The 17,808-nt window shown below is 68.4% G+C and carries 18 protein-coding genes; 4 read left to right on the top strand and 14 right to left on the bottom strand.

All coding sequences use genetic code 11. The annotated features are described in order from the left end of the window. The first annotated feature begins 61 nt into the window (after positions 1–61). The gene (locus tag ACFVWL_RS10690; RefSeq protein WP_387182180.1) at positions 62–1,060 is read left to right on the top strand and encodes a diacylglycerol/lipid kinase family protein; all 999 of its coding nucleotides are present in this window, start codon (positions 62–64) and stop codon (positions 1,058–1,060) included. 19 nt (positions 1,061–1,079) lie between these two features. Here ACFVWL_RS10690 and ACFVWL_RS10685 read toward each other — a convergent pair whose 3' ends face one another. The 3 genes from ACFVWL_RS10685 to ACFVWL_RS10675 form a co-directional block, all read right to left on the bottom strand. Next, positions 1,080–1,808 (bottom strand): hypothetical protein, encoded by a 729-nt coding sequence (locus ACFVWL_RS10685; protein ID WP_387182178.1) that lies wholly within the window; start codon positions 1,806–1,808, stop codon positions 1,080–1,082. A 47-nt stretch (positions 1,809–1,855) separates the two neighbouring features. Beyond that, complete coding sequence (gene cls / locus ACFVWL_RS10680) at positions 1,856–3,316, bottom strand: cardiolipin synthase (protein WP_387182175.1); 1,461 nt, start codon at positions 3,314–3,316, stop codon at positions 1,856–1,858. A gap of 86 nt (positions 3,317–3,402) precedes the next feature. Next, positions 3,403–3,576, bottom strand: coding sequence for a hypothetical protein (locus tag ACFVWL_RS10675; protein ID WP_387182172.1), 174 nt, complete (start codon positions 3,574–3,576; stop codon positions 3,403–3,405). Between the two features lie 112 nt (positions 3,577–3,688). Between ACFVWL_RS10675 and ACFVWL_RS10670 the strand changes: the two genes are divergently transcribed. After that, positions 3,689–4,807 carry a DUF4192 family protein gene (locus ACFVWL_RS10670; protein ID WP_387182169.1) on the top strand — a complete coding sequence of 373 codons (1,119 nt, stop codon included), beginning with the start codon at positions 3,689–3,691 and terminating at the stop codon, positions 4,805–4,807. 17 nt (positions 4,808–4,824) lie between these two features. On the opposite strand, the gene lysS is transcribed toward ACFVWL_RS10670, so the two are convergent. Further along, positions 4,825–6,357 carry a lysine--tRNA ligase gene (gene lysS, locus ACFVWL_RS10665; RefSeq protein ID WP_387182166.1) on the bottom strand — a complete coding sequence of 511 codons (1,533 nt, stop codon included), beginning with the start codon at positions 6,355–6,357 and terminating at the stop codon, positions 4,825–4,827. 80 nt (positions 6,358–6,437) lie between these two features. Here lysS and ACFVWL_RS10660 point away from each other — a divergent pair, with 80 nt between their 5' ends. Beyond that, the gene (locus ACFVWL_RS10660) at positions 6,438–8,294 is read left to right on the top strand and encodes a DUF2207 domain-containing protein (protein WP_387182162.1); all 1,857 of its coding nucleotides are present in this window, start codon (positions 6,438–6,440) and stop codon (positions 8,292–8,294) included. Positions 8,295–8,339: 45 nt separating this feature from the next. On the opposite strand, the gene ACFVWL_RS10655 is transcribed toward ACFVWL_RS10660, so the two are convergent. The 10 genes from ACFVWL_RS10655 to hpt all read right to left on the bottom strand — a co-directional run bounded on the left by ACFVWL_RS10655 (position 8,340) and on the right by hpt (position 17,042). Continuing rightward, entirely contained in the window at positions 8,340–9,032 is a 693-nt protein-coding gene (locus ACFVWL_RS10655) for a DUF2520 domain-containing protein (protein WP_387182159.1), read from the bottom strand. After that, positions 9,022–11,031 carry a PH domain-containing protein gene (locus ACFVWL_RS10650; RefSeq protein WP_387182156.1) on the bottom strand — a complete coding sequence of 670 codons (2,010 nt, stop codon included), beginning with the start codon at positions 11,029–11,031 and terminating at the stop codon, positions 9,022–9,024. The genes ACFVWL_RS10655 and ACFVWL_RS10650 overlap by 11 nt, the downstream gene beginning before the upstream one ends. Continuing rightward, on the bottom strand, positions 11,028–11,609 hold the full coding sequence (locus ACFVWL_RS10645; protein ID WP_387182154.1) for a PH domain-containing protein: 582 nt from the start codon (positions 11,607–11,609) through the stop codon (positions 11,028–11,030). The genes ACFVWL_RS10650 and ACFVWL_RS10645 overlap by 4 nt, the downstream gene beginning before the upstream one ends. Then, positions 11,560–12,042, bottom strand: a complete 483-nt coding sequence (locus tag ACFVWL_RS10640; protein WP_387182153.1) for a DUF3180 domain-containing protein — start codon at positions 12,040–12,042, stop codon at positions 11,560–11,562. The genes ACFVWL_RS10645 and ACFVWL_RS10640 overlap by 50 nt, the downstream gene beginning before the upstream one ends. Next, positions 12,039–12,578, bottom strand: coding sequence for a 2-amino-4-hydroxy-6-hydroxymethyldihydropteridine diphosphokinase (folK, locus tag ACFVWL_RS10635; RefSeq protein WP_387182151.1), 540 nt, complete (start codon positions 12,576–12,578; stop codon positions 12,039–12,041). Before folK ends, ACFVWL_RS10640 begins: the two co-directional genes overlap by 4 nt. After that, entirely contained in the window at positions 12,575–12,970 is a 396-nt protein-coding gene (gene folB, locus ACFVWL_RS10630; RefSeq protein WP_387182149.1) for a dihydroneopterin aldolase, read from the bottom strand. Before folB ends, folK begins: the two co-directional genes overlap by 4 nt. Before the next feature lie 33 nt (positions 12,971–13,003). Next, complete coding sequence (gene folP, locus ACFVWL_RS10625; RefSeq protein WP_387182146.1) at positions 13,004–13,813, bottom strand: dihydropteroate synthase; 810 nt, start codon at positions 13,811–13,813, stop codon at positions 13,004–13,006. After that, the gene (folE, locus tag ACFVWL_RS10620) at positions 13,810–14,415 is read right to left on the bottom strand and encodes a GTP cyclohydrolase I (RefSeq protein ID WP_387182144.1); all 606 of its coding nucleotides are present in this window, start codon (positions 14,413–14,415) and stop codon (positions 13,810–13,812) included. Before folE ends, folP begins: the two co-directional genes overlap by 4 nt. A gap of 1 nt (position 14,416) precedes the next feature. Next, positions 14,417–16,417, bottom strand: coding sequence for an ATP-dependent zinc metalloprotease FtsH (gene ftsH / locus ACFVWL_RS10615; protein ID WP_055876837.1), 2,001 nt, complete (start codon positions 16,415–16,417; stop codon positions 14,417–14,419). Positions 16,418–16,490: 73 nt separating this feature from the next. Continuing rightward, positions 16,491–17,042, bottom strand: a complete 552-nt coding sequence (gene hpt / locus ACFVWL_RS10610; protein ID WP_017831480.1) for a hypoxanthine phosphoribosyltransferase — start codon at positions 17,040–17,042, stop codon at positions 16,491–16,493. A 132-nt stretch (positions 17,043–17,174) separates the two neighbouring features. Here hpt and ACFVWL_RS10605 point away from each other — a divergent pair, with 132 nt between their 5' ends. Next, positions 17,175–17,774, top strand: coding sequence for a DUF937 domain-containing protein (locus tag ACFVWL_RS10605; RefSeq protein ID WP_387182140.1), 600 nt, complete (start codon positions 17,175–17,177; stop codon positions 17,772–17,774). The last annotated feature ends 34 nt before the right edge of the window (positions 17,775–17,808 follow it).

Here is a 17,808-nt window from a genome sequence, read left to right as displayed (position 1 = left end):
CAGGGCGGAGTCGCCCTTCCGGATGAGGAGACCCGGACACTTCGCGGATTAGAGTAGCGCCATGGCATCCAGCGCACCCGTCCAGCGACAGGCAGCGCTCGTCTACAACCCCATCAAGGTCGACGGCAAGCATCTTCGAGCGCGGGTGCGCGACCTCTCACGCGAAGCCGGGTGGGAGCATCCGGCCTTCTACCCGACGACGATCGAGGATGCCGGGCAGCATGCCACGGCGCAGGCTCTCGAACGCGGGGTCGATGTCGTGCTGGTCGCAGGCGGCGACGGCACGGTGCGCGCGGTGTCCGAGGCGATCGCGAACAGTGGAGTGCCGTTGGCGATCCTGCCGAGCGGCACCGGGAACCTACTCGCCCGCAATCTCGGACTGCCCCTCGGCGACCCGACGGAGATGATCCGTGCAGCGCTGGGCGACTTCCGGCATCCGATCGACATCGGGTGGGCCCGCCTCACCCGCCAGGACGGTCAGGAGGCCGAGCACGCCTTCGTGGTACTGGCGGGTATGGGGCTCGATGCCGACATGATCGCGAACACTCGCTCCGACCTGAAGAAGTCCGTGGGGTGGATCGCGTACGTCGACGGCGCCGCGCGCTCATTGCCGCGCGCGAAGCCGTTCCGCGCGGTCTATCAGGTGGATGAGGGACGCCTGCACTCGCACCGCGCGTACAGCCTGCTCTTCGCGAACTGCGGCACCCTCCCCGCCGGCATCGCCCTGATCCCCGACGCGTCGATCACCGATGCCGCACTCGATGTCGCCGTCATCCAGCCGACCGGCATGTTCGGATGGTTCGGGGTCTGGCGGAAGATCTGGTGGGACAACTCCGTGCTGCACCGCTTCCGTGCCGGGCGCCGCGTGCTCGAGCACCGCGGCAAGAACGCCTCAGTGCACTACTTCCACGGCGCAGCCGCCGAGGCAGCAGCCCCCGACCCGATCCCGATCGAGCTCGACGGCGACGAGTTCGGCGAGGCCGTGCGCATCACCTGCTGGGCTGATCCGGGAGCTCTGCTGCTGGCGCTGCCCTCCGGCCACCCGGTGCACATGCTCTGACAGCCGGGGCTCCCCGGCCTCAGCGGACCTCGACCGTGCCGTCGAGGCCGCCGCCGACGAGGGTGAGAGCGAAGGTCGCGTCGTCGTCGACCGTGTCGTCGCCGAAGGAGAGCAGGGTCGCACGCGGCGCCATGTCCATCGTGCACACCTGCTCCGCGTCGGTCACGAACGTCGCCGTCCCGGCGTTGCCCGATCCCTCGAGCGACTCGACGACCGGCGCGCAGGACGAGGATCCCCAGGTGAGCAGAACGAGACCGCCGTCGTCGAACCAGCCGGCGGAGGGCAGGTACTCGGTCGCGCTTCCGGGCGTACCCGTGGCGGCGGGGTCACCGTCGAGGTCCACGTCATCGGTGATCTCGCCGTACGTGACGTTCAGGGTGATGTCGGCGGTGGGATCCACTCCTTCGGGAAAGGCTCCGATGCTCGCCCGAGGAGCGAGATCCTTGGTGCAGGGCTTCGCTGACTCACCCTCCGGGTCGACGAGGGTGACCGTGACGGTCTGTCCCTCGGCGGTGACCTGGTCGACCTGCGGCACACACGTGGATGAGCCGACCGTGACGACGGCGAACATGCGCCCGTCGTCGAGCAGCGCAGCCTCGATGTCGTTCTGGTCGTCGACGCCGCCCGCGCTCGGCGCAGGAGAGCTGGTCGGCGACTGCGCACCGGGCCCGGCGGTGCACCCCACGATGAGGAGGGCCGCGGCGGCGACACCGATGACGGAGGCGAGGGGACGAAGCGCGGAGGTCATGCTCACAGGGTAGCCCCCGCGAAGTTCGAGCGGATAGCCCGCATCACCTACTGCAGAGCGGAGGTGAGGCGGGCGAGGTTGTCGAGCACGGTCGAACGCAACGGCTGCTGCATCCATTCCTCCAGAGTCAGCTCACGACTGAGGGACCGGTACTTGTCTTCGACCTCGCGCATCTCGGCGACGAACTCTTCGCCGCGCACGAGCATCGAGACCTCGAGGTTCAGACCGAACGAGCGCATGTCCATGTTGCTCGACCCGACCACCGCGACCTCGTCGTCGATCGTCAGCGTCTTGGTGTGCAGGATGTAGGGCTTCCGGTACATCCAGATGCGCACCCCGGCTTTGAGCAGCACTTCGTAGTAGCTGCGCTGGGCGTGATAGACCATCGCCTGGTCGCCCTCTTCCGACACGAACAGCTCGACGTGCACACCGCGGTCGACCGCTGCCGTGACGGCGAGCAGTAGCGCCTCGTCGGGGACGAAGTACGGGCTGACGATCATGATCTTCTTCTTGGCCGCGTAGAGCAGCGCGAGGAAGAGGCGGAGATTGTTCTCGACTTCGAATCCCGGTCCGGACGGCACGACCTGGCAGTCGAGATCGCCGGAGCCGATATTCGCGTGGGCGATGTCGATGCCCTCGAGCACCGTGTCGGTCTCGCTGTACCAGTCGGCGACGAAGATCGCGTTGACGCTCAGCACCACGGGGCCGTCGAGGCGGACCATCAGATCGACCCAGTGCAGACCGCGCTTGATGTTCTTCGGCAGGTTGTAGGTCGAGTCGGTGATGTTCTGCGAACCGAGGAAGGCGATGTTGCCATCGACGACGAGGAGCTTGCGGTGATTGCGCAGATCGGGGCGCTGCATCTTGCCCTTGAGCGGCTGCACCGGGAGCATCAGATGCCAGTCGGCCCCCATCGCGTTGAGCCGCGCGATGGTCTGCTTGTAGCGGGGCTTGCCGCGGTTCGCCCAGTGGTCGAGCAGCACGCGGACCTCGACGCCTCGCGCGCAGACCTCTTCAAGCGCTCGGAAGAAGTTGTCGGTCGAGGTGTCCGACTGCAGGATGTAGAACTCGACGTGCACATACTCCTGCGCCGTGCGGATGGCCTCTGCCATCTCGTCGAGCGACTCCTGGTAGTCGGCGATGAGGTGGGCGCCGTTGTCGCCGGAGAGCGGCAGGGCGCCGAGCTTCTGGTTCATCTGCACGATCGGACCGAACCAGGCGGGAGCGTTCGGGCGGAGCGTGCCGAAGTGCAGATGCTCACTGGTCTCGGCGATGTACTCGTTGATCTGATCCTGCTTGCGCCGACGTGCCCGCGGCAGACGCGGGTTGCCGATCACGAGGAACAGGAAGACGCCGACGAACGGGATGAAGAAGACGGCCAGCAGCCATGCCATCGCGGCGGTGGGGCGGCGGTTGCGCGGGATGACGATGATCGCCGTGACGCGGATGATGATGTCGAGCACCAGGAGGAAGGCGGCGATCCACCATCCCCAGGACTCCGCAGTCATCGTGCCCCCTTGCCACCGCAGTGACCATCACAGCCGGTGCGCACCTGAGCAGGTGCGCTGGCTTCACAGTAGCCGATGGGTCGGACTCAGGCGCGCGGCGGAAGGCCCCGCGCGGCGCGCTCCTCGGCCTCGATCTGCGCGTGCACCTTGCGCTCGGTCCGGTCGAAACGGAGGATGCCGCGGACCACGAGGAAGAACACGACGCTCACCCCGACGGTCGGCAGAAGCGACCATGCCGCGGCGAGCCAGAAGTTGTCCATCACCCCATGGTACGCGAGCCACTGTTCGTGCACATTCCGGGTCTCTCAGAATCTGCGTCCACAGCGTCCGTTTCGGTCCCGGACGAGCCCCGCACTCGACGACACTCTCGGAATGACAACAGTTCTCCGTGCCACCGATTCCGCCGCCTTCCTCGGCATCGTGCCGTCTCTCGCGGGCTTCACTCCTCGTCGGAGCATCGTGCTCCTCCCGTTCCGGGGCACCCGCACCGACGGGGCGATGCGTCTGGACCTGCCCCACGAGGAGACCGACCTCGAGCTCTATGCCGATGCGGCGGTCGGACTCGTCGCCCGGGTGTCCGGGACGGATGCCGTCGCCCTCGTCGTGTACACCGACGAGGAGTCGCACCCCACGCGAGACGGTCTGATCCTCCCCCATGCGGTCGCCGTGGACGAGCTGCTGGGATGTGCGGAGGATGCGGGGCTCCGCGTGGTCGACGCTCTCTGCGTGACTCCGTCCGGATGGTCGAGCTACATCGACGACGCGCCCGAGCTCGGACCGCTGGCGGAGATCTGCACTCCTCCCGATCTGCCGCCGATGGCTGATGTCTCCGGGGACCAGAACGTGGGAGCAGACCTCCCGAACGTCGACCTCGCCGAGAAGGAGCGTGTGGGGAGCGCATCGATCGAACTCGCCGCGCTGCTCGATCGGAAAGGCAGAGGTCGGCTGACCGCTCGGCAGAATCCGCAGCTCATCGCCGCCCTCGTCCTGCTCGACGATGTTCCGGCCTTCTTCGAGTCGGTGCTGGCGGCCCCCGACGATCTCCCGCCGTTCGCGACGGCCGCGCTGCTGTGGTGCCTGGAACGTCCGCTGCTGCGCGACGTCGCCATCGCGCAGTGGGCGACCGACCTGGCGGGTGGCATCCGCACGCTCGATGCTCAGACCGCGTTCGCCGAGTCGGGAGTCATGGTCCCCGACGAGGTGGGCGAGGTGTTCCTCGGTCGCGGTCCCGCGCCTGACACCGAGCGCCTGCGATGTGCTCTCTCCGCCGTGCGCGAGGCCGCCGCACGGGCCCCACGGCACGCGCGACCCGCGCCGCTCACCGTCGCGGCGTGGTTGTCCTGGGCTCTGGGACGCGCCAGCCACGCGGGCCGATACCTCGAACTGGTGCGCGAGATCGACCCTCGCTATTCCCTCGCCGCGCTCCTGGAGACCATGATCGGCGGGGCGATGCTCCCGGAATGGGCGTTCCGACGTCGCCCGGCGGAATGAGCGCCGGGCGGATCGGACTACTTGACCAGGGGGAAGAGAATGGTCTCGCGGATGCCCAGGCCGGTGATGGCCATCAGCAGGCGGTCGATGCCCATGCCCATTCCGCCGGACGGCGGCATGCCGTGCTCGAGTGCCCGCAGGAACTCCTCATCGACAGGCATCGCCTCGACATCGCCGCGCGCGGCGAGCTTGGCCTGCTCGACAAAGCGCTCGCGCTGGATCACGGGGTCGACGAGCTCGGAGTATCCCGTCGCCAGCTCGAAACCGCGGATGTACAGATCCCACTTCTCCACGACACCCACGACCGAGCGGTGCTCACGGACCAGCGGCGACGTGTCGACCGGGAAGTCCATCACGAACGTCGGACGGACGAGGTCGCCCTTCACGAAGTGCTCCCACAGCTCCTCGACGAGCTTGCCGTGGGTGGCCTGCGGAGGCAGGTCGACATCATTCGCCTCGGCGAACGCGATCAGGTCGTCGACCGAGTCCTGCGGCGTCACGGTGCGACCGGATGCGGCGGACAGCGACTCATACATCGAGATGCGGTCCCACTCGCCGCCGAGCTCGTACTCGGTGCCGTCGGCCCAGGTCACAGTGGTGGAGCCGGCGACAGCGATCGCCGCGTTCTGCACGAGCTCCTGGGTGAGGGCGGCCATCTGGTTGTAGTCGCCGTATGCCTGGTAGGCCTCGAGCATCGCGAACTCGGGGCTGTGCGTGGAGTCGGCACCCTCGTTGCGGAAGTTGCGGTTGATCTCGTAGACCCGCTCGATACCGCCGACGACCGCCCGCTTGAGATACAGCTCCGGTGCGATGCGCAGGTACAGCTCGGTGTCGAACGCATTCGAGTGGGTGATGAACGGACGAGCGGAGGCCCCGCCGTGCTGCACCTGCAGCATCGGGGTTTCCACCTCGAGGTAGTCGTGACTCGTGAACGTCGAACGCAGGCTCGCGTTCACAGCGGCGCGAGCGCGGACAGTGTTTCGAGCCTGCTCCCGCACGATCAGGTCGAGGTAACGGCTGCGCACACGCCCCTCTTCGCTGAGCTCGGAGTACGCGTTGGGGAGCGGCAGGATCGCCTTCGCCGCGATGGTCCAGTCGTCGGCCATGATCGACAGCTCGCCGCGGCGGCTGGAGATGACCTCACCGTGCACGAAGACGTGGTCCCCCAGGTCGACGTACTCCTTCCAGTCCGCCAGCGACTCCTCGCCGACGTTGGCGAGAGAGATCATGGCCTGGATGCGCGATCCGTCGCCTGCCTGCAGCGTCGCGAAGCAGAGCTTGCCGGTGTTGCGGCTGAACACCACACGGCCCGCGACCCCGACGATGACACCGGTCTCGGCCCCCGCTTCGAGCTCGCCGTACTCGGCACGCAGCGCGGGAATCGTGTGCGTCACGGGCACGCCGACGGGGAATGCCCCGCCGCCCGCGTCGGCACGCCTCTCGATCAGACGCTCGCGCTTGGCGAGACGCACGGCCTTCTGCTCGTGGACGTCCTCTTCGAGAGAAGGGTCGGTCGAGGCCGATTCGGGCGCGGAGGACGCGTCAGTCATGTGGGGGGCTCCTTGGAAGTCCCTCCCAGTTTACCGAGGCGGCGCGCCGCCCTCGGGCGCATGCTGGGTAGCCTCGAAGAATGGCCCACACACGGATCCTCCGCGCGTTCGCTGCACTCTTCTTCTCGATGGTGGCCGTCCACACCCCGGTCGCCGCCCTCGCCGCGTCCGACGAGTCCGCACCGGCCGCAGCCACGACCGATGTCGATGACTTCTCCTACAGCTCATGGGATGCCGTATACGAGATCGGTCTCGACGATGAGGGCCGTGCCCGCATGCATGTGACCGAGACCCTCGTGGCACGCTTCCCGGACGTCGACCAGAACCACGGCATCGTCCGCGGACTCGCAACCTCGTATGAGGGCGCCAGCACGGAGACGACGATCCTGTCGGTCACCGATGAGAACGGCGCGGACGTTGCCTACGAGACGGATGAGGAGGACGGCCTCCTCTACGTGCTCACGGGCAATGACGACGACTTCGTGCAGGGGCTCACCACCTACGTGATCGAGTATGAGATGCGCGATGTGGTCCTCGCGACGGAACCCTCAGCCGGATCGTCCGCTCCCCCGGTCGACGAGTTCTACTGGGACCTGCTCCCCCTCGACAGCACGCAGCCCATCGACCGCTTCCGTGCCGACGTCACGTTCGACCCCGCGATGAGCGCTGCGCTCGACGGAGCCACCCGCTGCTACACCGGACCTTCCGGCTCGAGAGACGAGTGCCAGCTGGACGGCCCCACCGCCTACGGTGGTTCGGCGACCTTCCACGTCGAGTCGGGAGCGCGCCCGGCCGGCGACGGGGTGACCGTCGCCATCGGCTTCGACCCGGGCACCGTGACGCAGCCCCTCGCCCGCACGCCGGATCCGGCCGCCGACATCACCCCGATCGTCGCGGCGGCCGGAGCACTCGGACTCTCCGTCGGCAGCTGGGTGGCCGTGTCGACCTTCGTGCGCAGACGGCGGACCGCCACGGGTATCGTGGTCGCCCAGTACGACGTGCCGGATTCGCTGCCGCCGTTGCTCGCCGCCGCGATCGTTCCCGGCGCCAAGGATGTGATCCCCGCCGAGATCGTGCACCTCGCCGTCCGCGGGACGTTGCGCATCGAAGAGGGAACCGAAGAGGAACAACCGCGGTTGCGGCGTCGTGCCGGAGCGCGCGTCCCCGACCAATTGGACATCGACGCCCTCGAAACTCTCTTCATGGACGCGGACGACGACGACACGGTCGACCTCCCCACCGCCGACGAAGGTTTCGCCGCTCGTATGACCGCGCTCCAGCAGCGCGGAACGGACGAGGCGCAGAGCCGCGGCCTGACCGAGAAGGTCCGCAGCCGGGGCGCCGTGATCCTGCAGTGGTGTGCGATCGGCATCGCGATCGCGGGCCTGGCTTTCGGGATCTGGAGCGCGGCCAGCGGACGCCTCTCCGCGATCCCCGCGCTCGTCGTCATCTCCTTCGGCGCCTTCCTCGTGCTGCTCTCCAGCCTCTATGCGTTCTCGAAGCACATGGTTCTCACCGCCGAAGGCGCTCGCACCTACGAGTACCTCCAGGGGGTGAAGGAGTTCATCCGCGTCGCGGACGCTGATCGCCTGCGCATGCTGCAGTCGTACAGCGGGGCAGAGCGTCGCGCAGACGGCGCCGCCGACGTGATCCACGTATACGAGAGACTGCTCCCCTACGCCATCCTGTTCGGCCTGGAGGACGAATGGGGTGACGTGCTCGAGAAGGCCTACGCGAACGCACAGCGGGGCGCGTCCTGGATCGGCGATCCCGCATCGTTCGCGCTTCGGGCTCAGCTCGCCACCTTCGTGGCGACATCCCACTCGTCCGCGACCTACTCGGCCCCCTCCGCGGGTTCCTCGTCGAGTGCCGGCGGGTCGTTCGGCGGCGGGTTCTCCGGCGGCGGCGGAGGAGGAGGGTTCTCCGGCGGGCGCTGAGCCCACGGCAGCCGGGCGCGCAGCGCGGGCCGACGACAGAACCCCTCAGATCAGCGGCGGCACGTCGGAGGCCTCGCGCAGAGCGCGCTCGACGGTCGACTGCACCAGCGCCGAGAGGTAGCCACCGGGGTTCTCCACACCGATCTCTCGCAGTCGTGCGGTCGACTGTCCGATGATCGACCGCGAGAACTCCGTGGCCGTCGCGATAGCATCCGAGTACGCCGGACGATCCGCCTCGGCGATCACGACCGGTTCGCACCCCATCTCCACGGCGAGCGCCTGCGCGATCGGGAGCACGGCCGCCGGGGCGGTCACCGCGGCGAACCCGGCCTGCAACTGTCGGAGATCGATCGAGGTCCCGGTGAAGGTGATCGCCGGGTGAACGGCGAGGGGAATCGCGCCGCGTTCGGCCGCCGGGCGCAGCACCTCGATTCCGTACGCCGGATCGGTGTGGAGCACGAGCTGACCGATCTGCCAGCCGCCCACCTCTGCGATGCCGGCGACCAGGGAAGGCAGCTGCTCGGAGGGAACGGCGATGATCACCAGCTCGGCGCGACGCACCACCTCCAGGGCATCGAGCACCGGCACATCCGGCAGCACGGCGGAGGCACGCTCGTCATCGGATCCGCTGGTGATCCCGATCACGGCATGCCCTGCACCGCCGAGCGCCGCACCGACGACCGGCCCGACCCGGCCTGCCCCGATGATGCCGACGCCGAGGCGGCCGTCACGCGCCATCGTCGCGCCGTCTCCGACGGAGCTGCGGCGGTGCGGGCGGAGCGTCCGGAGCCACCGGAGGGACGGTCGGCGGCACCGGAGGAGCCACAGGGACCTGATCCGACGGCGCAGGCGCAGGAGCAACAGGCGGCGCCGCGGGCATGACCGGAGGCACAGGAGGAGCCGCCGGCGGAGCAGGAGGCAGCACCGGAGCGCTCGCCGGCGGAGCAGGCGGAAGCACGGGAGGCGCAGGCGGAAGCACGGGAGGTGCAGCCGGAGCCATCTGCCCTGAGACCGGGAAGACCGGCGGCGGTCCGGTGTACGCCGGCGGGGCCGGAGGCGCTGGCGACGGCACCTCGGCCGTGTGCGCGCTCCATCGGTGGGTGGTGTCGCGGGACGCCGCCTCCGCAGCGGCCCGGCTGACATCGTTGATCAGCGCCAGCGCGTCGGTGCGTTCCAGACCCGACAGGTATCCGGTGATGGGACCCGGAACGGTGTGCACCTGAGCGCCGGAGACGCGTTGCTTCCGATCGATCGGCCCCTGGCTGAGTGATACGCCCTGCAGACGCGCCAGCGGGAACACCGCGAGCTTGCGCCAGACGTTCCCGCGTCGCAACAGCAGACCGAAGTCGGCGACCAGGTAGCCGTGGCGCTTCCAGGAGAACGGACGCCGCCACCACGCGCGACGCGGCATCCTGCGATAGGTGTCTCCGTCCGTGGGGCCGACGACTCCCTGGTCCCAGAGGAACGGGATGCTCTCCGCCGGCACGTCCGGAAGCACCAGGGCGAGCACGCGTTCGACGTCGGCGCGCTTGCCGACGGGCAGCACGACGTTGAACTGCTGCCCGCTTCCTGAAGACTGCTGGGCCGCGCTCTTGCCGCTCATGCGGTTGATCTTGATCGTCCACCAGCCGAACGGACGCCACAGCAGGGACTGCGACACCTCCACCGCGAAGATGCGTCCTGGTGGGAGCGTCTCGGTCACGGTCGTGAGCAGACCGTAGGTGATGCGCACCCCGTCCGGAGTCGGAGCGATCGAGTAGCGAAGGGACTTCGAGATCTGCGCCCAGGTGATACCGACCACGGCGATGACCATGGGTACCCCCATGCCGAGGCCCAGTCCGAGGATCACGACCCCGCCGTCCGTGATGCCATCGGCCAGCATGCCGATCAACGCGCTGCCGATCGCGATCGCGAAGATCGCTCCGAAGAACACGAACCACAACAGACCTGAGATCAGCTGCGACCCCACCAGCCGTCCGGTCGGGATCTTGACGACGCTCTCGGGAACGACATCGGCGAGATCGACGCCCGCGATGAGGCCGTTGACGCCGGCGTTCATCGAACCGACCAGCTGCGCACGTGCGGATGTCGGCGCCGCAACTGCCGCCGCCGGGTTCAGCGCGGCGTCGCGCGCCGCACGGGCCCCGGACGCCAGACGCAGGATGTCGGCGCGCACCGACTCGGCGCGCGGAGTCGCGAGGTACTCGAGCTCGACATTCGCGTCGTTTCCGGCGCCGACCACCTCGAGCTTCGCCAGACCGATGATGCGCGCGGGGAACGGACGGGTGAGGTTGACGCCCTGAACGCGGTCGAGCGGTGCGCGGCGGTGGGAGCGGAAGATGATGCCCTTGCGGACCTCGACGTGGTCGCCGGTGATCCGGAACTGCTGGAAGCGCCAGACGAACCAGAAGATCATCACCAGCACGATCACGAGCCCCAGCACGCTGAGCAGCGCGACCAGGATCAGATTGTTCGAGAGTACCCAGTCGACAGGATCGGCGCCGGCGTAGTCGCCGTAGTGCGCCTCTTCGGGAGTGAACAACGCCACGGCCCAGGCGATGAGGCGGTCCCGCATGTTCGCGATGACGATACCCGCGATGATGATCAGTGCCAGCCCGCCCTTGAAGAGCGGGGTGAGCGGGTGCATCCGGTGCCACTCGCCGTTCGCGAGCGTCGTGGAGTCCTCGCCGACGGAGACCTGAGCGCTCGGCGCGAGAGGCGGCTGCTGCTCGCTCACAGGCCGGTCCGGCGGGTCTCGGCGACCTGGATGAGGGTGTCGCGCAGCGCCTCGGCCGCGTCCTGGGTCAGTCCGGGGATCTGCACGCCGGTCGTGGCCGCAGCCGTGACCATCTTGAGCTGGGCGATGCCGAACGCCCGATCGAGCGGGCCCTGCGTGATGTCGACCAGCTGCATGCGACCGTAGGGCACGGCGATCATGCGCTGCCAGAGGATCCCCTTGCGGAAGACGATGTCGTCGGCGCGGAGCATGTAGCCGATCGCTCGCGCCTGGCGCGGAAGGATGATGAGCGCGAACACGGTGATGAGAAGGATGATCCCGGCGGGGATCCACACCCACTGCTGGTGCAGCACGACGTTCAGCACGATGGCGGCAACGGCGACGATCACGATGAAGATCACGTTCTGCACGATCTGCGAGACGACATAGCGCGGTGAGATCTGGTGCCACGTGCCGTCGAGCTCGAGGCGGGCCTCGTTGCGCGCCGTGCGCAGTTGTGTGTACGTCCCCTGGTCGAGGGCGTCGAGGTCAGTGCCCTCCGCCGGGTTCAGTGGCGCGGTCTCTGGGTTCTGAGTCATCAGGATCCTTCGGCAGGGTGCAGAACTGCTCGGCGACGAGCGCGGCGATCACGAGGACGATCGCGCTTCCGATCAGGGCCAGCATGGCCACAGTCGACCCTACCTGCGGAACGACGGGACGCGACAGGAGGAACACGAGCAACCCCGCTCCGAACCCCGCCATGATGGCGCCGAGCAGGCTCGAGGCGCGTGCGAGGGTCGCCGCTCTGAGCGCACGGAACGGATCGATGCGGATGCCCGAGCGCACGCTGCGTCGCACCGGCCAGGCGACGCCGAGCGATGCGGCGGCGATCAGCAGCAGCAGCACGGGCAGCAGGAGAGAGGGAGTGAACGTGACGCGCCCCGACGCCGTCAGCAGGTGCTCGAGCAGGAAGCCTCCACCGCCGGCGAGCAGCGCGAGGACGACGAGCACGCCTGCAGACGTGTGCCTCATCCCTCACCCCGGGCCCGGAGCTCGGCAGCGAGGTCGGCGACCCTGCCCCGACCGAGAAGCACCGCGTCGTGGTCGACATCCAGCCAGGGGTCGAGCACGAAGAGACGCTCGGCGGCACGCGGGTGCGGCAGCTGCAGACGCGGTTCATCGGAGACGACGTCGCCGTACGCGATGAGGTCGAGGTCGAGGGTGCGGTCACCCCAACGCTCACGGCGTTCCCGACCGTTCTCGTCCTCGATGGCGTGCAGCATCCCGAGCAGGATCTCGGGGGCGAGGCGCGTGGTGACCAGTGCCACGGCATTGACGTATCCCGGCGCCTCGGGGTCGGGGCCGTCGAGGCGAAGCGCGACGGTCTCGAACAACTGGGAGAGTCGAACGTCGCTGACCAACGGCAGCCGGGCGATCCTCTCGGCGGCAGCCCTGATGGTGTCGTGGCGATCCCCGAGGTTCGCGCCCAGAGCGACGACTGCTGTGGTCTCCGGCCGCCCGGGGCGTGGCCCGGGCATCTCGGGCGGGTTCGCGAGGTTGCGGCTCATACGGTCGTGTCCTCCAGCGCGTCAGGCGTCCGACGGCGATGCACGGTGACCGCCACATCGGCGAAGTTCAGGGGAATCGGGGCGTGCGGCTTGTGCACGGTCACGACGACGTCCTGCACTCGTCGGTCCTCGAGACCGACCACGGCGATGCGTTCCGCGAGCGTCTCGATCAGATTCACCGGCTCCCCGGCCACGACGGCAGCCACCTTCTCGGCCAGCTCGCCGTAGTGCACCGTGTCCGTCACATCGTCAGAGGCGGCGGCCCGCGCGAGCGACAGCCCCAGACGGAGGTCGATCGTGAACTCCTGACCGTCCCGGCGCTCGTGGTCGAAGACACCGTGATGACCGAACACGGTCAGACCTGTGAGGACGATCTCGTCGAGGGGCTCCATGCCTCTAGCGTACGGGGCCGCCCCGTCACGCCCTCAGCCCTCCCAGGCGCGCGCGATCGCGAGCGCGTCACGCGTGGCCGCCACGTCGTGCACACGCACGGCCCAGACGCCTGCCCTGAGTGCGAGAGCACTCGTGACGGCAGTGGCCAGGTCGCGTCGAGACTCCGACACCTCGTCGTCGGAACCGGTCTCCTGACGCAGCGCCTCGGCGAGGAACCGTTTGCGCGAAGTACCTATGAGCACCCGCGGGCCCAGGGCGACGATCTCGTCGAGCCCCCGCAGCACGTCCCAGTTCTGTGCGCCCGCCTTGGCGAATCCGATGCCCGGATCGATGATCAGACGCGACGGCGCGATTCCGGACGCCGCGGCCTCCCCGATGCGCTCCTGCAGCTCGCCGGCGACCTCGCGCGCGACGCGGCGGTACTCGGCGTTGGCGTACATGTCAGCGGAGAAGCCGCGCCAGTGCCCGATCACGAAATCGGCTCCGGATTCCGCGACCGCGGCCCGCATGTCGGGGTCGGCCAGTCCTCCGGAGACGTCGTTCACGACCCTGGCGCCTGCCCGCACGGCAGCAGCAGCAGTCGAGGCGCTGAGCGTGTCGATGCTGACGGGGATTCCTGCCGCGGCCAGCTGCTCGACCACGGGGATCACCCGCTGCTGCTCGACCACGTCACCGACGCGGTCGGCGCCCGGCCTGGTCGACTCTCCGCCCACGTCGAGGACTGCTGCTCCTTCCGTCCGCAGCCGCATTCCATGGGCGACAGCCCGATCGATGTCGAGATAGCGACCGCCGTCGCTGAAGGAATCGGGAGTGATGTTGAGGATGCCCCAGATGCCGGTCATCCGTGCGTCACCCCGGAGCCTGCCGCCCCGATCAGGGTGATCAGCTCCGCCCTGGCGACGGCGTCCGTGTACTCGCCGCGCGCCGCGATCGTGAGGGTCGATGCCTCGGTCTGCCGGCCGCCGCGCATCGTGACGCACCCGTGGGAGGCATCGAGCACGACCAGCACGCCCCGGGTGTCGAGGTGCTCCGCGATGGTGTCGGCGATCTGCTCGCCGAGGCGCTCCTGCACCTGGGGGCGCGCAGCGAGGATCTCGACGACGCGCACGAGCGCTCCGAGCCCCACGACCTGCTCGCCGGGGAGGTAGGCGATGTGCGCATGCCCGGCGAACGGCAGCAGGTGATGCTCGCAGACGGAACGGAAGCGGATGTCGCGCAGCAGCACCGCACCGGAGGGCAGGGTGTCGGGGGCGGGACCGCGCGAGACGCTGATGGTGCGAGCGAGCGGCTCGGCCGGGTCTTCACCGACGCCCGAGAAGAACTCGGAATACAGCTCTGCCATGCGCGACGGGGTCTGCTTCAGCCCCGGTCGGTCCGGGTCCTCGCCGATCGCCTCGAGCAGCTCTCTCGTGAGCCGTTCGACACGCTGCCTGTCTACCGTCACGTCACGCCGTCGCGGGCCGCGGGTTCCCGGCTCCCGCCGAACCCTGCTGCGTGCGCGGCGCGCTGGCCGGAGCCTCGACGGATGCCGCGAGCGAGACGTCCTTCTTCGGCACCTCGATCGGAGGGCGCTCGGACACCGGGCGTCTTTCGCTCGAAAGCCACAGCGGGCGCTCGGGGAGCTTCTTGATCTCGGTGAAGATCTCCGCGATCTGGTTGTGGTCGAGGGTCTCCTCCTCGAGCAGCGCGAGGGCGAGCTTGTCGAGGATGTCGCGGTTCGCGCTGATGACCTCGTACGCCTCGTTGTGGGCCTGTTCGATGAGCGCGCGGACCTGGGTGTCGACCCGCTCGGCGATCGTCTCGGAGTACTCACGGCCTCGACCCATGTCGCGGCCGGCGAAGGGCTCGCCGCCTTCCGTCCCCAGCTTGACCGGACCGAGTTCGGCGGTCATGCCGTACTCGATGACCATCTTGCGGGCGATCGAGGTGGCCTTCTCGATGTCGTTCGAGGCCCCGGTGGTCGGATCGTGGAACACGATCTCCTCCGCGACGCGGCCACCCATCGCGTAGGTCAACTGGTCCTGGAGCTCGTTGCGGGTGACGGAGTACTTGTCGTCCAGCGGCAGCACCATCGTGTAGCCGAGGGCCTTGCCGCGCGGCAGGATCGTGATCTTGGTCACGGGGTCGGTGTAGTTCATCGCAGCGGCGGCGAGCGCGTGACCGCCCTCGTGGTACGCCGTGATCAGCTTCTCCTTGTCCCGCATCACGCGGGTGCGGCGCTGCGGGCCGGCGATCACACGGTCGATGGCCTCATCGAGGGCACGGTTGTCGACCAGTTGCGCGTTCGAGCGCGCGGTGAGCAGAGCGGCTTCGTTGAGCACGTTCGCGAGGTCGGCACCCGTGAATCCGGGGGTCTTGCGGGCGACGACCTCGAGGTCGACGCTCTTCGCCAGGGGCTTGCCCTTGCTGTGCACCTCGAGGATCTTCTGACGACCCTTGAGGTCGGGCGCGTCGACGCCGATCTGACGGTCGAAGCGACCGGGGCGCAGCAGTGCGGGGTCGAGGATGTCCGGGCGGTTGGTCGCCGCGATCACGATGACGTTCGCGTTCGGGTCGAAGCCGTCCATCTCCACCAGCATCTGGTTGAGGGTCTGCTCGCGCTCGTCGTTGCCGCCGCCCATGCCGGCGCCACGGTGACGACCGACGGCGTCGATCTCATCGATGAAGATGATGGCCGGAGCGTTCTCCTTGGCCTGGCCGAAGAGGTCGCGCACGCGCGAGGCACCGACGCCGACGAACATCTCGACGAAGTCGGAACCGGAGATCGAGTAGAAGGGGGCTCCGGCCTCGCCGGCGACGGCGCGGGCGAGGAGCGTCTTGCCGGTTCCGGGAGGGCCGTACAGCAGCACGCCCTTCGGGATGCGGGCTCCGATGGCCTGGAACTTCGCGGGGTCCTGGAGGAACTCCTTGATCTCATGGAGCTCTTCGATGGCCTCGTCGGCACCGGCCACGTCGGCGAAGGTGACGGTGGGGGTCTCCTTGTTGACGAGCTTGGCCTTGGACTTGCCGAACTGCATGACCTTGCCGCCACCGCCCTGCATCGACGACAGGAGCCACCAGAACAGCAGACCCAGCAGCACGAGGGGAAGGAGGAGCGAGAGGAAGCCGTCGAACCAGGTCGCACGCGGGACGGCGTCGTTGAAGCCGTCCTTCGGAGCTGCCTCGTTGATCGCGGTGACCACCTCGTCGGCGCGCGCGTCGACGTAGTAGAACTGCACGTTCTCCGAGCCCTGGAACGGCTTGGAGAGCGTCATGTCCACGCGCTGATCGCCATCGGTGTTCACGACCTCGGTGACCGTGGTGCCGGAGAGGAGCTTGAGCCCCTCCTGCGTCGTGATCTGCTTGGGCGCGCCCAGATTCGAGATCAGCAGGAAACCGCCGAACAGGAGCACGCCGATCAGCGCGACGTAGATCAGCGGATTCCGGGTGAGCTTCTTCACATCCATGATCGGATCAGCGTATCGCGCGCGCCCTAGGGGGCCGCTGTGCGTTCACCCACGGCGTAGCGTGGCGACGGCGTCAGCTGTAGACGTGCGGCGCGAGCACCGCGACATCGCGCAGGTTGCGGTAACGCTCGTCGTAGTCGAGGCCGTATCCGACGACGAAATCGGTGGGGATGTCGAAGCCCACGTACTTGCAGTCGATGACGACCTTCGCGGCCTCGGGCTTGCGCAGGAGCGCCAGCACCTCGATCGACTCGGCTCCGCGGGATCCGAAGTTCTCCAGCAGCCAGCTGAGGGTCAGGCCGGAGTCGATGATGTCCTCCACGATCAGCACGTGCTTGCCGTTCAGGTCGGTGTCGAGGTCCTTGCGGATCTGCACCACGCCGCTCGACTTCGTGCTCGCGCCGTAGCTCGACACGGCCATCCAGTCCATCGGCGCGTGGAACGGCAGCGCCCGTGCGAAGTCGGCCATGACCATGACCGCTCCCTTGAGCACCCCCACGAGCACGAGGTCCTTGCCCTCGTAGTCCTCGGCGACCTGCGCCGCGAGCTGGTCGAGCTTGGCGAGGATCTCCTCCTCTGTGACGAGGATCTGTGCAAGGTCGTCCTGGATCTCCGCGGCGCGCATGGATCGATTTTAGGCGACGCGATCGGATGCTCGGTCCCAGGTCCGCCGATCGGGAGGGCATCTCCCCCTCGCGAAGCATCCGCACTACTGTGAGCGGTGATGCGGGCGGACGCCCCGACGGAAGGATTCACCATGGCTCTTGACGACATCCTCACGCAGGTGCCGATCGACGACATCGCCGAGAAGCTGGGCGTCTCACGCGACGAGGCCAAGGTCGCGATCGAGCAGGGCGGCGCGGTGCTGCTCGGCGGCCTCGCCAAGAACGCGCGGACGGATGAGGGGTCCGCCGCGATCCAGAACGCGCTGAAGAAGCACGAGGGCAGTGCCGGCGCCTCGAAGATCGACGAGATCGACCAGGCAGACGGCGGCAAGATCGTCGCGCACATCCTCGGATCGAAGGAGAAAGAGGTCACGAAGGAGCTCACGGACTCGAAGGCGACGCCCGGAATCGACTTCGGCAAGCTCCTCCCGATCCTCGCCCCCATCGTGATGGGTCTCATCGCGAACGCGAACAAGGACAAGCCCGCGAAGGCGGATTCCGAGGCCGAGGGCTCCGGCGGCATCGGCGACATCATCGGTGGCATCCTCGGCGGCGGTAACAGCAGCGGCGGCTCGTCCGGCGGCATCGGCGACGTGATCGGCGGCCTCCTCGGCGGCGGCAACAGCGGCGGTTCCGGCGGCGGGATCGACCTCGGCGGGATTCTCGGCGGCCTCTTCGGCGGCAAGAAGTAGGACGTCACCCATCGCATCCGGTCCTCGAGCGGGG

Source organism: Microbacterium sp. NPDC058269 (assembly GCF_042881445.1).
Taxonomy (GTDB): domain Bacteria; phylum Actinomycetota; class Actinomycetes; order Actinomycetales; family Microbacteriaceae; genus Microbacterium.
This window is presented reverse-complemented; position numbering and strand designations above follow the sequence as displayed.